This is a genomic window from uncultured Olegusella sp. (genome assembly GCF_947253395.1).
Classification (GTDB): domain Bacteria; phylum Actinomycetota; class Coriobacteriia; order Coriobacteriales; family Atopobiaceae; genus Olegusella.
This window is the reverse complement of record NZ_CAMXYY010000038.1, coordinates 1-14,879: the sequence shown is the minus strand read 5'-3', so window position 1 is coordinate 14,879 and position 14,879 is coordinate 1. Positions and strand designations below refer to the sequence as shown.

General features: G+C 50.3%; 12 protein-coding genes. 5 read left to right on the top strand and 7 right to left on the bottom strand.

Annotation, left to right across the window (positions count from 1 at the left end; translation table 11 throughout):
- The 3 genes from Q0X25_RS04630 to Q0X25_RS04620 form a co-directional block, all read left to right on the top strand.
- Window positions 1-2,064, top strand: a 2,064-nt coding sequence (locus tag Q0X25_RS04630) for a peptidase M16 (RefSeq protein WP_298579320.1), incomplete at its 5' end; no start/stop codon positions are given.
- 277 nt (window positions 2,065-2,341) lie between these two features.
- A complete protein-coding gene (locus Q0X25_RS04625; RefSeq protein ID WP_021735873.1) occupies window positions 2,342-3,034 on the top strand; it encodes an iron-sulfur cluster assembly scaffold protein in 693 nt (230 codons plus the stop codon).
- 28 nt (window positions 3,035-3,062) lie between these two features.
- Window positions 3,063-4,064: a GGGtGRT protein gene (locus tag Q0X25_RS04620; RefSeq protein ID WP_021735949.1), complete on the top strand. Its 1,002-nt coding sequence runs from the start codon at window positions 3,063-3,065 to the stop codon at window positions 4,062-4,064.
- Window positions 4,065-4,233: 169 nt separating this feature from the next.
- Here Q0X25_RS04620 and Q0X25_RS04615 read toward each other — a convergent pair whose 3' ends face one another.
- Together Q0X25_RS04615 and Q0X25_RS04610 are read right to left on the bottom strand one after the other, a co-directional pair.
- Window positions 4,234-4,452 carry an NADH-ubiquinone oxidoreductase-F iron-sulfur binding region domain-containing protein gene (locus Q0X25_RS04615; protein WP_298579319.1) on the bottom strand — a complete coding sequence of 73 codons (219 nt, stop codon included), beginning with the start codon at window positions 4,450-4,452 and terminating at the stop codon, window positions 4,234-4,236.
- A gap of 24 nt (window positions 4,453-4,476) precedes the next feature.
- Window positions 4,477-6,006: a DUF262 domain-containing protein gene (locus tag Q0X25_RS04610; protein WP_298579318.1), complete on the bottom strand. Its 1,530-nt coding sequence runs from the start codon at window positions 6,004-6,006 to the stop codon at window positions 4,477-4,479.
- A gap of 525 nt (window positions 6,007-6,531) precedes the next feature.
- Between Q0X25_RS04610 and nrdD the strand changes: the two genes are divergently transcribed.
- Window positions 6,532-8,760 carry an anaerobic ribonucleoside-triphosphate reductase gene (gene nrdD, locus Q0X25_RS04605; protein ID WP_021735951.1) on the top strand — a complete coding sequence of 743 codons (2,229 nt, stop codon included), beginning with the start codon at window positions 6,532-6,534 and terminating at the stop codon, window positions 8,758-8,760.
- Between the two features lie 165 nt (window positions 8,761-8,925).
- Here nrdD and Q0X25_RS04600 read toward each other — a convergent pair whose 3' ends face one another.
- The 3 genes from Q0X25_RS04600 to Q0X25_RS04590 form a co-directional block, all read right to left on the bottom strand.
- Window positions 8,926-10,302: a sensor histidine kinase KdpD gene (locus Q0X25_RS04600; RefSeq protein WP_298579317.1), complete on the bottom strand. Its 1,377-nt coding sequence runs from the start codon at window positions 10,300-10,302 to the stop codon at window positions 8,926-8,928.
- Window positions 10,299-11,018 (bottom strand): response regulator transcription factor, encoded by a 720-nt coding sequence (locus tag Q0X25_RS04595; RefSeq protein WP_021735938.1) that lies wholly within the window; start codon window positions 11,016-11,018, stop codon window positions 10,299-10,301. The genes Q0X25_RS04600 and Q0X25_RS04595 overlap by 4 nt, the downstream gene beginning before the upstream one ends.
- A gap of 122 nt (window positions 11,019-11,140) precedes the next feature.
- Window positions 11,141-11,992 (bottom strand): C39 family peptidase, encoded by an 852-nt coding sequence (locus Q0X25_RS04590; protein WP_298579315.1) that lies wholly within the window; start codon window positions 11,990-11,992, stop codon window positions 11,141-11,143.
- A gap of 282 nt (window positions 11,993-12,274) precedes the next feature.
- Between Q0X25_RS04590 and nrdG the strand changes: the two genes are divergently transcribed.
- Window positions 12,275-12,871, top strand: a complete 597-nt coding sequence (gene nrdG / locus Q0X25_RS04585) for an anaerobic ribonucleoside-triphosphate reductase activating protein (protein ID WP_298579314.1) — start codon at window positions 12,275-12,277, stop codon at window positions 12,869-12,871.
- Window positions 12,872-12,991: 120 nt separating this feature from the next.
- On the opposite strand, the gene Q0X25_RS04580 is transcribed toward nrdG, so the two are convergent.
- Together Q0X25_RS04580 and Q0X25_RS04575 are read right to left on the bottom strand one after the other, a co-directional pair.
- Window positions 12,992-14,137 (bottom strand): DUF4179 domain-containing protein, encoded by a 1,146-nt coding sequence (locus Q0X25_RS04580; RefSeq protein ID WP_298579313.1) that lies wholly within the window; start codon window positions 14,135-14,137, stop codon window positions 12,992-12,994.
- Window positions 14,134-14,664 (bottom strand): RNA polymerase sigma factor, encoded by a 531-nt coding sequence (locus tag Q0X25_RS04575; RefSeq protein WP_298579312.1) that lies wholly within the window; start codon window positions 14,662-14,664, stop codon window positions 14,134-14,136. The genes Q0X25_RS04580 and Q0X25_RS04575 overlap by 4 nt, the downstream gene beginning before the upstream one ends.
- Window positions 14,665-14,879 lie beyond the last annotated feature (215 nt).

Sequence of the window (14,879 nt, the reverse complement as noted above, 5' to 3'; positions counted from 1 at the left end):
TACGTGTTTGCCACTGCTGATGAGCGCACACGTGTGCTAGCAGCAGATGTATTACTTGACACCTTGGCGGGCTCCAATGAGGCTCCACTTAAGCGCGCTGTACTCGAAGCGGGTCTGGGTCAAGACTTTAATACCACACTCATTGATGCCGAACTACAACCGCAGGTTATCTTCCAACTCAAGGGGGCAAAGCCAGGTGTGGCCAAGCAGTTCCGTGAGCTTGTTGAACACACCTGTGCGCGTCTCGTTGCTGAGGGCATCGAGCGCGAACGCCTTGAGGCCTCGCTTGCTCAGGCAGAATTTAATCTACGCGAAGGCGATTGGGGCGTCTACGCTGACGGTGTTGCCCTGTCAATGCAAGTAATGTCGAGCTGGCTTTACAACGACGACAACCCTGTGGCATATCTGTATTACGAAGACGCACTCGCACATCTCAAGGATGCAGTCAAAACAGGCGGCTTTGAACAGCTACTTGATGAAATGGTTGTTCATTCCCAACATTCCTGCGCTGTAGAGTTGATACCTACCGACGAAGGTGCGGCAGATGCAGAGGCAGCAGAGCTGGCCAAGTTGCGCGCACAGATGTCTGCTGATCAGTTAACGGCCATTGCTGACAAGGTAGCAGTTCTTCGTGCCGAGCAAGAAGCGCCGGATGCTCCCGAAGATATTGCGCTTTTGCCCCGCCTACACGTTTCGGATATCAAAGACGTGCCCGAGGAAACGCCAGCTACGCTGGATGAAACAGCGCCTTTGCCCTGCTATGCCTATGATTTAGATACTCACGGCATCGATTACGTCTGGCACTACTTTGATTTACGTCGCTTTAGCTTTGATGAGCTGCCCTATGTGAGCATGCTCACGGATTTGCTTGGCAAACTCGACACCACAGAGCATGACGCTTCAGCGCTGGACATGCTTATCGAACGCGAATTGGGCTTCTTAAGCTTTAGCGTCGAAGCCTATGGCCGAGATGAAGACCCGAGCTTTGTGCACCCGCTGCTGGTTGTGCGCACTTCTGCCTTGGCAGACAAAACGGAAGCACTTGCAACGCTTCCTGCTGAGGTCTGGGGCAAGACCCTCTACACCGATACGGATCGTATCTACAACTTGCTCGTACAGCACCGTATTGCGATGGAGCAAAACTTCATTGGCGCCGGTCACCGTGCTGCAATGGCAGCACTTGCAACTCACTACTCGGCAGCTGCAAAAGCAACTGCACAAATGGGTGGTGTGGAGTACTACCTTTTCCTCAAAGATTTGCTTGCCCACTGGGACGAACGCAAGGACGCCCTCGTAGACATGCTTATCAATATCGCGCAGCGTATATTTACTGCAGATGAGATGAGTGTCAGCTTTGCTGGAAGCACCGATAACTGTAAACGTTTTTGGGATTTGGGCGGCACGCTCGGTCTTAGCAAAGCTGGCAAGCAAACCGCTACGCATCAGCTAGAAATCGCACTTCCCGACCCAGACAAACCAATGCGCCAGGGCTATATCATTCCTTCCGACGTGTGCTATGTTGGTGAAGCACAGCCGCGCTCTATGGCAGATAGCTGCAGCTTGGGCGCTTGGATGGTAGCTTCGCGGGCACTTTCGTTTGACTATCTATGGAACGAAGTCCGCGTCAAAGGAGGAGCCTATGGCACTGGGTTCCAGCGTAACAGCGCAGGCGTGAGCCAGTTCTGGTCTTACCGTGACCCTGATATTGATGGCACCATTGCACGCTACGAGGGCGCAAGTGCCTGGCTTGCTCAATGGAGCGGTGGTGAAGACGAGCTGGAAGGTTACATCGTCTCCAGTGTCGCCACCCATGACACGCCGCTCAAGCCTCGCCAGATTGCACGTCGTCAAGATTCGCAGAGATTCGCTGGCAAGCCGCACGGTTGGCGCCGTGATGTGCGCAAGCAAATGTTGGCCACCACAGCCGAAGATTTGCGTGCGATGGCAACATCCTTACGTGAGTTGCATAATCGCCGCAGCATTGTAGTCTTTGGTGGCAAAGACAAACTCAAGGAGTCACAGCTGAATCTAACCCTCGCCCAGCTGATGGATGAAGCAAACTAGCCGCTGTCCTGCTTTACCGCATGGCATTGTTGCTTTGCTGCGTTTTGTGTTTGTCTTGCCGTGTTAGCGAGCTTTGGCATCGTATTTTGTACCTTTATCGAGCCTCTGTGGGTATTTCAGCAAATGCTGCCCCCACAGAGGCTCTCTCTGTCATAAAATTAACCTGTATGAGCCGCCTGTAAGGGGGCATTTGGCTCAGGTCTCGACGGTTTTTAGCGAGACACAGACGGGATGTCGGGTTTTGCTCGGCATCGTCGGCGTTGGAGAGGAGTGCTATATGCAGTATTCAGCGGACGTGGAGAGGATGTGCCCTGTTGCCAAGGGTGCATACCATGGTCCTGCCCCAATTCCTGAGGAGGGAAAGTGGGTTCAGGCCAAGAAAATTGAGGATATCTCTGGCTATACGCACGGTGTTGGTTGGTGTGCACCCCAGCAGGGTGCTTGCAAGCTCTCGCTTAATGTCAAGGCGGGCGTTATTGAAGAATGTCTACTCGAGACCGTCGGCTGCTCAGGCATGACCCATTCTGCTGCTATGGCTGCCGAAATTCTTCCCAAGAAGACTATTCTTGAGGCTCTCAACACCGACCTTGTCTGCGACGCTATCAACGTTGCTATGCGCGAGCTTTTCTTGCAGATTGTCTATGGTCGTACCCAGACTGCTTTCTCCGAGGATGGTCTGCCTATCGGCGCTGGCATCGACGATCTTGGCAAAGGCCTGCGCTCCATGGTGGGTACCACTTATGGCACCGCAGCCAAGGGTCCCCGTTATCTTGAGCTGACCCAGGGTTATATCACCCACATCGCCCTCAACGAGAAGGACGAGATCATCGGCTTTGAGTTCGTCAACCTCGGCAAGTTCATGGATGACGTCAAGGCTGGCACCGATGCAAACGAGGCGCTCGAAAAGGCAAAGGGCCGCTATGGTCAGTGGGACGCGCCCGCCAAGGTCATCGACCCCCGTGCCGAGTAACTTGGGGAAAGAAAAGGAGGCACGTCTTATGGCAGTCACATTTGAAGGTTACGAGCGCCGCATCGCAAAGATTACCAAGGTGCTCGATAGTTATGGTATTTCCAGTCTCGAAGAGGCTGAAAAAATTTGTCTGGACAAGGGCATCGATGCTCGCAAAATTATCTTTGATGTTCAGTCAATCGCATTTGAAAACGCCGCATGGGCATACGTTGCAGGCTGCGCAATCGCAATCAAGAAGGGTTGCACAACCGCATCTGATGCAGCTGCCGCTATTGGTGAAGGCCTGCAGGCATTCTGCGTTCCTGGCTCTGTAGCAGAAGATCGTAAGGTTGGTTTGGGCCACGGCAACCTCGGAGCTATGCTTTTGGGCGAGGATACCGAGTGCTTTGCATTCCTCGCAGGTCATGAGTCTTTTGCTGCTGCTGAGGGCGCCATCGGCATCGCAAACAACGCCAACAAGGCCCGCAAGAAGCCGCTGCGCGTTATCCTCAACGGCCTTGGCAAGGACGCTGCACAGATTATCGCTCGTATCAACGGCTTTACCTATGTTCAGACCCAGTTTGATTACTTCACCGGTGAGCTGACCGTGGTCGAAACCACCAAGTACTCCGATGGTCCTCGCGCTGCTGTTAATTGCTACGGTGCTGACGACGTCCGTGAGGGTGTCGCTATCATGTGGCATGAAAACGTTGATATCTCGATTACCGGCAACTCCACCAATCCTACTCGTTTCCAGCATCCTGTCGCAGGCACCTATTTTAAGGAGCGCGTCCTTGCTGGCAAGAAGTACTTCTCTGTTGCATCTGGTGGCGGCACAGGCCGTACCCTGCATCCCGACAACATGGGCGCCGGTCCTGCTTCCTATGGCATGACCGACACCATGGGTCGTATGCACTCATCGGCACAATTTGCTGGCTCGAGCTCCGTACCCGCCCACGTTGACATGATGGGCCTTATCGGCATGGGCAACAACCCCATGGTTGGCGCTACCGTCGCATGCGCTGTCGCTGTTGAGCAGGCTATGGCATAAGCTTTGGCTCCGCGCCTAGCAGCACGCAGGACAGCTACACTCGCGTCCTCATACCCTCGCAGGCAAATGCCTGCGAGGGTATTTTGCACTCGCATCATCTTGGGTGCGCTTACTTTTTCGTACATCAACCATTCTCATGCGTGTTTTTCACGCCTAGATAATCGTAGCTTTAACCGTGGGTGTATTTTGTAGCAGCGTGGAGCATATTGATCTCACGTAGTTCGAGTTTTCCCTCGATATAAGGTTTATACATCGCTTCAATCGACCCAACACCCATCGAACAGCCACTGCAATTTTCGCAAGAGCTATCGTCACAAAATGACAAGCCCCGCGCCACAATGGCCCTGCGTTCCTCGGGAGTCGTATCCTTAATCAGCACACTTTTCATGACAATCCCCCTTTAAAACCGCAGTTACAGACTTCGCCGATAGATTGTACGCGTCGCCTCACTTAGCTGAGGATATACCCAACGCACAGGCGCCTTATCCTCCGCCTGCAAGGCCAAACCGATTGCTGTTGTCGCATCCCAATCATCCGCCTTACGCAACGCAAGCGCACGGCAAAACTCATCATCAGCAGGAAAACGCAGAGAACTACTCTCCTCATTAAGTAGGTAGCTGGCATAGGCCACGACGAAGTCGCCACCAACCGCACGCACACCTTCAAGACGAGCAATCAACTGCGAAAAGAATTTTTTCATACCTTCTGACGAACAATTACAGACAAGGCGCCTCATCAAATACGACTCCGTGATACGCAAAGACTTCTCAAACACTGAGGCGTCAATATCCTGCTGATCGTAGGCGTCGTGGAAAAACAGTAGCAAAGGGTTAACTTCCGCTTGATCAAGCTTGCGCAAATCCGCTAATGCAGCATCAATTTCAGGTCGCGGATCGCAGCCCTCCCTTATTTGCCCTTGGGTGATGTGCACATAAGAGCGCACGGTGCGACGCAGTTGATTAATCAGAGTGATAATGGCATTGCCACTGCTATATCCTCCGTCACGTACATAGCGTTTGAACGCGGCATAGATATCTGAGCGCTCAAATGTTTGAGGGGCACAGCTAGCAGTTAGCCAATCGTGCAAGAAGTTCTCAAAAAGTTTTGCGTCATTATCCGTATCGAGTGACTGCTCAATCGGTTGCCAAAAACTGCGATAAAGCGATTCTTGACTCTCAATCGGAGCTGACATCAAAATAAAGTTGCGCACAAGATCGGCCGATGACAAATCTTTACCCGTAGAGTTCATCGACTCAAACACCAGCTGCGGATTGTCCTGACCTTCGGTGAGTGCAATAGATGCTACCTGTAGCTGCTGAATTCCCAGCCAGATAATATTGACATCCACATGTTTTAGCTTACGCTCAAAATAAGCAAGATTTTCCAACAGATGATGGGAGCCCTGAGCACTTATCGCCTCATGAGCTTCAGGAACACTGTCAATCTCAAGAGCATCAACCAAAGCTTGGAACAGCTCACGGTCGCCTTTGGAAAGCGTCAACTTGTAGTGATCGTGACCATCACGGTGTTTGTTGGTGAGATAGCCATCATCCAAAATCTCTTGAGCAGAAAAACTTAAGGAAGCAGAGCGCTCGGGGTGGCGATGCGCATAGCGTGCCAGAGCCACAAACACCAGCATCAAGGTGGTGACTCGCTGCTGGCCATCAATGAGCAGGCGTGACTCGACACCCGAGGAGGAAACTGCCCCATCCTGCACCCACACAATTGAACCCGTAAAGTGACTTGGCGACATCAGGGTACGTCCACCATATTCACTACGAATCCGCACATCTTTTGCCATACGTCCTACGGTCACTATATCGTCCCAAAGCTGTGCACACTCGCGTAGCCCCCACGTATACGGCCGCTGATATACCGGCACAACAAAACGCAGATTAACAGGGGTAACGAGCCCGACAATAGTCGCGGTATCCGCATGCATACTTTGCTTCCTTACCTATACGAACAGCATACTGCCAAAAACATATTTCAGCAGCACATTCAGTCTAGCAGTCAGCAAAGCCACCCAACGCGTCTATTCCTCGCGCATCTTTTCTAGAGGCGACTTGAAAAACTTATTTTTGGCCTATCTACAAACACAACAAGAGGCCATTCTCTCAGTCACTTCTGATCTACAGAGACACTATTGGTTGTGGTACGCCCGTATGCGGTCACAATATATCGGTGAGTGGGCATGCAAAAACTTTTTTCTTACAATGCTCATGTAATATTTATATGAATCGCAGTACGAGAAAAGTTTTCGTCACGCGTCTAGCTGGGGTTCCAGAGCTTTTCAACCGCTTTTCTTCAAACTATCAACATTTGATTTCAGTATTTTGGAAATTATCCACATTATATAGTGTAGATTGTCAATCAGATACCCAATAGATTGTGTATACTAGAATCTCAGATTATTTACTCAGGCAAAAAGCGTGAATATAGCGCGCCGTTCAGCAAGGAGTGAAGCATGAAAATTATCAAGCGCAATGGTAGTGAAGTTGCCTTTGACCTCTCAAAAATTACCAATGCCATCCTTGCTGCAAACAAAGAAGTACCTGCCGATGAGCGTCTCAGCGACCGTGAGGTTCAGTTTGCCTCTCTCAACGTTGAGGAAGAATGCAAACAGCTTGCTCACACCGTCTCCGTCGAGGAGATTCAGGACTTCGTTGAGGATCAGCTGATGAAGCTTGATCGTTTCTCTGTCGCCCGTAAGTACATCATTTATCGCTATGTACAAAATCTCAAGCGTCAAAAGAACACTACCGATGACCGTATTTTGACTTTGATTGATTCCAACAATGAGGAAGCCAAGCAGGAAAACTCCAACAAGAATCCTAGTGTTGTCTCTGTTCAGCGTGACTACATGGCAGGCGAGGTTTCTCGCGACCTCACCGATCGCAAACTGTTGCCCGAAGACGTTGTCAAAGCCCACCAAGAAGGCATCATTCACTTCCACGACTCTGACTATTACGCGCAGCGCATGCACAACTGCGACCTCGTCAATCTTGACGATATGCTGCAAAACGGTACGGTGATTTCGGGCACCATGATTGAAAAGCCGCATTCCTTCTCGACGGCTTGCAACATTGCAACCCAGATTATTGCCCAGGTTGCTAGTTGCCAATATGGCGGCCAGTCAATCTCGCTAGAGCACCTTGCTCCTTTTGTTGATATCTCCCGCAAAAAGATCCGTCGCTCAGTCTATGCCGAGATGGAATCTGTCGGGTTTGATGCGTCAGATGAGCAAATCGAAATTATGGTCGAAAAGCGTCTCCACGATGAGATTGCCCGCGGCGTTCAGACCATCCAATACCAGGTAGTCACCCTGATGACCACCAATGGACAGGCCCCCTTCATCACTGTCTTTATGTATTTAGGTGAAGCGCGCGACGAACAAACCAAAAAAGACCTTGCGCTCATCATCGAAGAGACACTGCGTCAGCGCTACCAAGGCGTCCGCAACGAAGCAGGTGTCTGGATTACACCTGCCTTCCCCAAGCTTATCTATGTACTTGAAGAGGACAACGTCCGTGAGGGTACACCCTACTTCTATCTCACCAAACTGGCAGCCAAGTGCACTGCAAAACGTATGGTGCCCGACTACATCTCCGAAAAGAAGATGAAGGAATATAAGCTCTCCACGGGTGAAACCGAAGGCAACGGCGATTGCTATACCTGCATGGGTTGCCGTTCCTTCTTGACACCTGACCGCAGCGCCAACGGTGGCTATGACAACATCTCACGTGCAAAGAACTACGTCCCGGGAAAGCCCAAGTACTATGGACGTTTCAACCAAGGTGTTGTGACCATCAACCTTCCTGATGTCGCTCTTTCCTCTGGTGGCGACATGGACAAGTTCTGGAAGATTTTTGATGAGCGCCTAGACCTCTGCCACAAGGGTCTGCGTTGCCGTCATGATCGCCTCGTCGGCACGCTTTCCGACGCAGCTCCTATCCTTTGGCAGTATGGCGCACTCGCCCGTCTTAACAAGGGTGAGGCCATCGACAAGCTGCTTTATAGCGGCTACTCCACCATCTCGCTGGGTTACGCAGGACTTTATGAGTGCGTAAAGTTCATGACTGGTCGCAGCCACACCGATCCTGAGGCAAAACCCTTTGCTCTACAGGTTATGCAACATATGAACGATCGCTGTACTGAGTGGAAGGCTGCCGAGGATATTGACTACAGTCTTTACGGTACGCCTATCGAGTCCACCACCTATAAGTTTGCTAAGTGCCTACAGCGCCGTTGGGGCATCATCCCTGGCATTACGGACAAGGGCTATATCACCAACAGCTATCACGTCCATGTAGGCGAAAAGATTGATGCTTTTACCAAGCTCCAGTTTGAAAGCGAATTCCAGCGTCTATCCCCTGGTGGTGCTATCAGCTACGTTGAGGTTCCCAATATGCAGGACAACCTTGAGGCTGTTATTGCCGTTATGCAGTTCATCTATGACAACATTATGTATGCCGAGCTCAATACCAAAAGCGATTATTGCCAGGTTTGTGGCTATGACGGAGAAATTCAGATTGTCACCGATGATGATGGCAAGCTCGTGTGGGAATGCCCCAACTGCCACAACCACAATCAGGACAAGATGAACGTGGCACGTCGTACCTGCGGCTATATTGGCACCCAGTTCTGGAACCAAGGCCGTACACAGGAGATTAAGGATCGCGTGTTGCACCTCTAAAGCATAACACGCTGCCTGTCTGCTACTACACTCGATATCCACCTGCACGACTCGAAGCCAGGAAAGTTTTGCTTTCCTGGCTTCTTTTTCATCATCTTAGATGGAAGCGGCTTGCCGCTATCATCTCATCAAACAAACCAAGCGTTGTACCCGCGCTACTAAAAGCTACTCCGTACGAGATTCACTGCCGGTGGAACTAGCAGACGCCGCAGGAGAAGCAACAAGCGCATGAGAGCTGTCGGCAGTTGTGGCAGCTCTGGGAAAATAAAGCGTCACTGAAAACAGGTCTGCATCTATTGCAAGTTTCAAACTCCCACCTTGGAGCTCCATCAAGCTCTGAGCAATCGACAGACCCAAGCCCGAACCTTCAGTCGTACGTGAAGCGTCTCCCCGCACAAAGCGCTCCAGCAGTTCTTCCGCACTGATATTCAGCTGCGTTGCAGAGATGTTCTTGCAGCTAATTTCTACTCCCCCCTCAGCTGAGGGTTGAACGCTGAAATAGGCTCTCGTTCCTGCCATGGCATACTTGGACACGTTGCTAAGGATGTTGTCAAAGATGCGGCCCATCTGCCTGCCATCGGCATTAATCATCAGCGGCTCATCAAAAGTCGTACATATCAGCTGAATGTTCTGCTTGTTCAGGCGCTCTGTCCACTCACCACCCGCCTGTGCTACCAGCACAGAAGCATCGAGCGGCGCCAGTGCAACTGAGATATTGCCTGTTTGTGCCTTTGAAGCCTCAATCAAATCCTCAATGAGCTTCCTTAGGCGCACAGACTGGCGGGCGAGCACATCAGAGCATTCCTCAAGCTTGTCTTCATCACGACCCTCTGGAGCAATAGCAAGCTCGGCAGAAAGCAAATCAGCATAGTTGATTACCGAAGTCAGCGGTGTCTTGAGATCATGGCTCACATTGGCAATGAGCTCGGTACGGAGACGCTCAGCACGCACCTTATCCTGCTCGGCATCAAGGCTCAAGCGCAAAGCGTTAGCCCGCTCATCTGCAGCCACAGAGCTCACGTGCGCCAATCTGTTGATATCGCTTGCAAGCTCGCGAAGATCACCGCGCATTAAGCTTTCATCCACCTGCGCTGTAAAATCACCAGCAGCCAGACACTTAATTGTTTTACCTATATCATCAAGACGGGCTTGGCGCTCACCCAGCATCACAAAGCTTAAAGAACACAGCGCTAACACCAGCAACGCAACAAAAAGACCCGAGGATACGCAAAACAGTACTACGGCTATGACTGCTACATATCCCAGAGCCCAGCGCCAAAGGTATGACCAAGCGCTTTTAATGTCGTCAGCCATCTCCCAATGCTTTGCCACAAAGAGCATAAAGAGCACGAGTGCACAATCAAGGGTGCAAATAACGTAATAGCTCTCAGGAAAAGTGGTCATACCGTGTGTCGCATAGACAAAAAAGGCATGAACCAGAGGAATCAACAAAAAGCTGCTGATAACCGCCGAAATGCACATGAACCAAACCCAAAGAGCGCCAGCGTGCTCATTGGGGATTTGCTGGTTGTTGCGCTTCATCGTGCGCCTCCCATCTTGTAGCCGCGGCCCCAAACCACCATGAGATAGCGAGGCTCGGCAGGGTTAATCTCTATTTTTTCTCGCAGGTGACGTACGTGAACTGCAACGGTATTTTCACAGCCATACGAGGGTGCGCCCCAAACTGCTTCGTAGATTGCAGCTGGGCTGTAGACACGTCCAGGATGCTTCATGAGAAAATGGCAGATGTCATATTCTTTGGGCGTAAGCGCAACCGCTTCGCCATCTACGGTAACTTTTTTTGCAGCATCATTGAGTTCGATACCGCCAAGCACAAGTGTGCTGGCAGCCTCCTCTTCCTGAGGATTGGCGGCACCGAGCCGCTTGTATCGGCGCAGTGCACTACGTACGCGCGCCAATAACTCTGCAGGTACAAAAGGCTTGGTGACATAATCGTCCGCACCCAAATCAAGACCGAGCACTTTGTCTGCGTCCTCACTTTTTGCGGTGAGCATAATCACCGGAACATTGCTGAGCTTGCGGATTTGTACCAATGCCGCCGGACCATCCATCACGGGCATCATCACATCAAGCAAAACCAAATCGATGGGACGGCTGTCTTCAATCCCCTGCTCTACCGTTGCGACAGCTTGTTTGCCGTCATAGGCACAAAGCAGCTCATAGTCGGAATTTTGCAGATAAATCTTGAGTGCACCAACAATATCATGATCATCATCTACCAGAAGAATGCGATACATCTGAACTCTTTCTCACATAGACCTTTATATTTCAATGCAACGTTGCAGCAGAACAGGTGAAATACGAACAAGATTATTCTCTCATGAGGATATATGAGGTAGCAGGCGAAAAGTTCTGCTTGTTAGACTTGACTTTTGCGCAGGACCCAGAGATTTTGAATCTGACCTTCAAGCTCGTCATAGGTCCAAATCTTATTGGAGCGTTCTTTGCTATTGGGATCACGCACAACGATGCCATCTTCCTTAAGACCAGCAAGGACAATAAAGTGACCAGTCTTGGTAAAATCACCCTGGCCCATGATGCAAATAATGGGGTTGCCTGCTTCAAGATTTGCCTTAACACGTTCCTCTTGCAGGGGAATCTCGGTCACATCTAAACCTAATTTTCGAGCGCCCTGAGACATCAGCGCCCATGCACTACCCTCTCCATCGACTGCATAACCCTGAGCTGTTGCAAACTCGCCCATCGCAAGAGGCGACATCGATGTGTCCCCCGTAAGATAGATATAGGCCATTGATAAACAGCTAGGACCACAACCAGAAAGCGCAAAATACTGACCAGCATAGTTGGTATAGCCCCAGCGCTCATCCCACTGTAAGAAGAGCGGAACCATGGAACTGTGAGCATATTCCGAAAGATCAATAGTTGGATGATCATTGTGGTGTTTATCGTAGTCCAAAACAAATTGGCGTGCTTCGGGATTGCGTTCAAAAAGACTGACAAGCTCGGCAGGAGTAGTCTTGGAAGGGTGCTGCCAGGGCAGCAGGCCCTGTTGAAAACAGATAGCCCCAAGGAACGTAAGCGTAAGGAAAAAAAGAATGATAACGCGCTTGAACCAGCCACGATGACGATGCCGGCGATGCGCACGGCGCTGATACGACCGAAGTGTTGAGGCACTACGGCTATAGCGAGTTACGCCACCTCTATAAACCACATCATTATGAGATACAGACCCTTCGCAGATAGCTTCCATATGCCCTCCTTTCTTGGCGTGCGGCAATTCACGACAGGTGTGTATTGCTTGAGCACATTATCTTCTGACCACCCTTTAAGGAACCAGAAGCAAAATTCGAAAGATTTCCTTAACTTCAGGCATTCAAATTAGTCTGATAAATCAAAGGATTACTTTGCTAAGAGATTGAACTCTGTACTCAAGCAGCGCTAAAAGAATTATTACAAAACACATCATCTAGTAGGTATAAATCAGTTTTGGGTCTATACTTTGTGGCTGGTGACGACTGAGGCAGGAGAGCATATGAATTACGCTACTATCAAATACTGCGATATTGCCAACGGCATTGGCGTAAGAACAACGCTGTTTGTATCTGGCTGCCGTCGCGCCTGTCCGTTTTGCTTTAATCCCGAGGCTTGGTCTTTTGAATATGGCAATCCGTTTGATGAGGCGGTGCAGCAGCAGATTATCGATAGCCTCAAGCCAGACTATATCCAAGGCCTCACTCTCTTGGGTGGCGAACCCTTCGAACCAGCCAATCAACGTGGTTTGGTAGATTTTCTTGAGCGCGTGCGCCGTGAATGTCCACGTAAGACTATCTGGTCATATTCAGGCTTTACGTGGGAAGAAATTATGGGTGAAGACACGCCGCACCCTCCCTATGACAAGCTGGGTGTCTCGCCTGTAACCGAGGTGACCGAGCGTTTTGTTTCTTGCTTGGATGTGCTGGTAGACGGACCATTTGTCCAAGCAAAAAAAGATATTACCCTTCGTTTTCGTGGCTCTTCTAATCAAAGGCTCATTGATGTACCTGCAACTCTTGCTGCGCAAAAAACTGACCCCGCTCATCCCCTTATCCCCTGGAAAGACGAACCTCTCTTTTCCACACACACGATGTAGCCTGGTGGAATTTATATAAAGCAAGAAGTGCGCTGGCAAACCGTCGGCGCACTTCTTTGTTACAAACAGTTGTGTTACGAACAACGGGCGATTATGCGTAACGTTGTGGTTTTGCTTGACCTATGCAAAGGGAATGACCGTATCGCCTACTTTGACACAAGCAACATCATTCACGTCAATGATTTGAGGAAGCCAGAGAGAAGTCTTGACCCGCTGCTTATCAGCATTGCGATCAATCACGCCACCACCATTGCTCTTAAATTTGATAACCTGTCCATCAACCATCGTCAATTCAATAGGCATCTCGAGATAGCTGGTCTGTTGAGCACTCATCTTGTCGGGCGCTTTACCACTGGGCACATTGCTAAAATCATCCATACGGTCATCGGTGGTGAACTCAAGACTCAACGCCACAGGAGACAAGCTACCAGAGCAAAGCTCAGCGGCATGACCGTTGTAGGTAAACTTACTTGCCTTTTTGAGATTGTGGCCCGTATTCTCATAATCCATCTTGAAGTGCAAATCCCACGTACCTTTTTGCACCGTAGTCCTGTCCGCGCCTTCACCCGTGCGAGTAAGGTCTTTAAGGTGAACATCCATCGTGGCTCCAGTAAGCTTGCCGTCCGTTGCCATCTGTACGACATACTGGATGGAGTTATCGCTGGGATCTGCATCGTAGAAATAGGAAGAACCGTATTGTCCGTACACTACAGGTTCAAGCGTTACCAAACCCGTACTGAGATCCGTGTTGTCCTCCTCAAAGCCTAAAGGCAGCTGACCGTAGTTGTCAGGCTTGATGTCAAAGGCACTACCGTCATCTTTACTCAGTGAAAACACAATAGCGTAACAGCTGTCATCGCCAATAATGGAGTCAGCGGTAACGGTCATGCCATTGTTGCTCACTGAGGCACCGATAGGACGACCAATCTTGTTGACAATCTCGGTCTTTGCCTCTTTTCCAAAGAGTTGAGCTGCGGCAAGAGAGGGATTGATACGGACGATGCCCGTAGCAACTGCAACGCCAGTGCCGGCGGTAAGAAGTGCAGCTACGGAAGCAGCAGCAACCGCAAGGCGTGGCAAAGCATGGGACTTCTTCTTAAAGGGAATCACGTTAGTCTTCACTTCCTGCGCAACATTTTGCTGGAAATCCAGCGACGTGCGCTGTTCAATCTGCTCTGCTTGAGCGACAAGACGCTCTGCCATCTGAGCCTTTGCAGTCTCAGAGAATTTCAACTCGTCCATAGATGTGCGAAACTGGGTACTCATCGTGCATCCCCCTCTAAAAGTTTGCGTAGGCGACGGCGCCCACGGCTCAGGCGAGCCGTAACTGCGGCTTCACTGCTTTCGGTTATTTCTGCAATCTGACGTGCAGAAAGGTTCTCGTAGTAGTACAGGTAAATTGCCATGCGCCACGCTGGTGGCACCTGCTGAAGCTGGGCTAAAACATTGCTGGAAGTAGGGCTTTGCTCGATATGTTCGGGGGCTGCGATATCCCATCCTGTGGATTCACACTTGGCTTCGAGAGAATCAACGCGCGAATACCGAGCACTTTTGAGCTGATCTTTACAGGCATTAATGGTCACCCTGATAACCCACGCACGTTCGTGTTCAGAATCCATAAATGCCTGGTTGCGTCGATAACGCAACAACAGCTTGAGCAAGACATCCTGACAAATATCTTCCGCATCTGCCGCCTGACCCAAATAACTTGCGGCGAGGCGAAGTATAAGATCAGCATATAAATCAACCAATCGGCGAGCTTCAGTGCTAGACATTTCATACTCTTCGGGCATCTCATCCCTCCTTTCGCATCTTGTCGTTGTAGGCTGCGCATCCTGCTACTACATACACGAAAGTACGGCGAAAAGTTGACACCAATCCCATAAAAACAGCACCATTTAGTTTTGCTGCGCGCTTTAGACAATGAGTGAGCTGCTATATGTTCCTCATGATTAATCATTAATAAATAAGCTTGCGGTGAATCCCTCTTCCCACTTTGAATCTACTT

Excerpts from the sequence above, each read along its gene's own strand:
- Q0X25_RS04580 (WP_298579313.1), bottom strand. The coding sequence starts at position 14,137 with ATGAGTACCCAGTTTCGCACATCTATGGACGAGTTGAAATTCTCTGAG.
- Q0X25_RS04595 (WP_021735938.1), bottom strand. The coding sequence starts at position 11,018 with ATGTATCGCATTCTTCTGGTAGATGATGATCATGATATTGTTGGTGCA.
- nrdD (WP_021735951.1), top strand. The coding sequence starts at position 6,532 with ATGAAAATTATCAAGCGCAATGGTAGTGAAGTTGCCTTTGACCTCTCA.
- Q0X25_RS04615 (WP_298579319.1), bottom strand. The coding sequence starts at position 4,452 with ATGAAAAGTGTGCTGATTAAGGATACGACTCCCGAGGAACGCAGGGCC.
- Q0X25_RS04610 (WP_298579318.1), bottom strand. The coding sequence starts at position 6,006 with ATGCATGCGGATACCGCGACTATTGTCGGGCTCGTTACCCCTGTTAAT.
- Q0X25_RS04625 (WP_021735873.1), top strand. The coding sequence starts at position 2,342 with ATGCAGTATTCAGCGGACGTGGAGAGGATGTGCCCTGTTGCCAAGGGT.
- Q0X25_RS04575 (WP_298579312.1), bottom strand. The coding sequence starts at position 14,664 with ATGCCCGAAGAGTATGAAATGTCTAGCACTGAAGCTCGCCGATTGGTT.
- Q0X25_RS04600 (WP_298579317.1), bottom strand. The coding sequence starts at position 10,302 with ATGAAGCGCAACAACCAGCAAATCCCCAATGAGCACGCTGGCGCTCTT.
- nrdG (WP_298579314.1), top strand. The coding sequence starts at position 12,275 with ATGAATTACGCTACTATCAAATACTGCGATATTGCCAACGGCATTGGC.
- Q0X25_RS04590 (WP_298579315.1), bottom strand. The coding sequence starts at position 11,992 with ATGGAAGCTATCTGCGAAGGGTCTGTATCTCATAATGATGTGGTTTAT.
- Q0X25_RS04620 (WP_021735949.1), top strand. The coding sequence starts at position 3,063 with ATGGCAGTCACATTTGAAGGTTACGAGCGCCGCATCGCAAAGATTACC.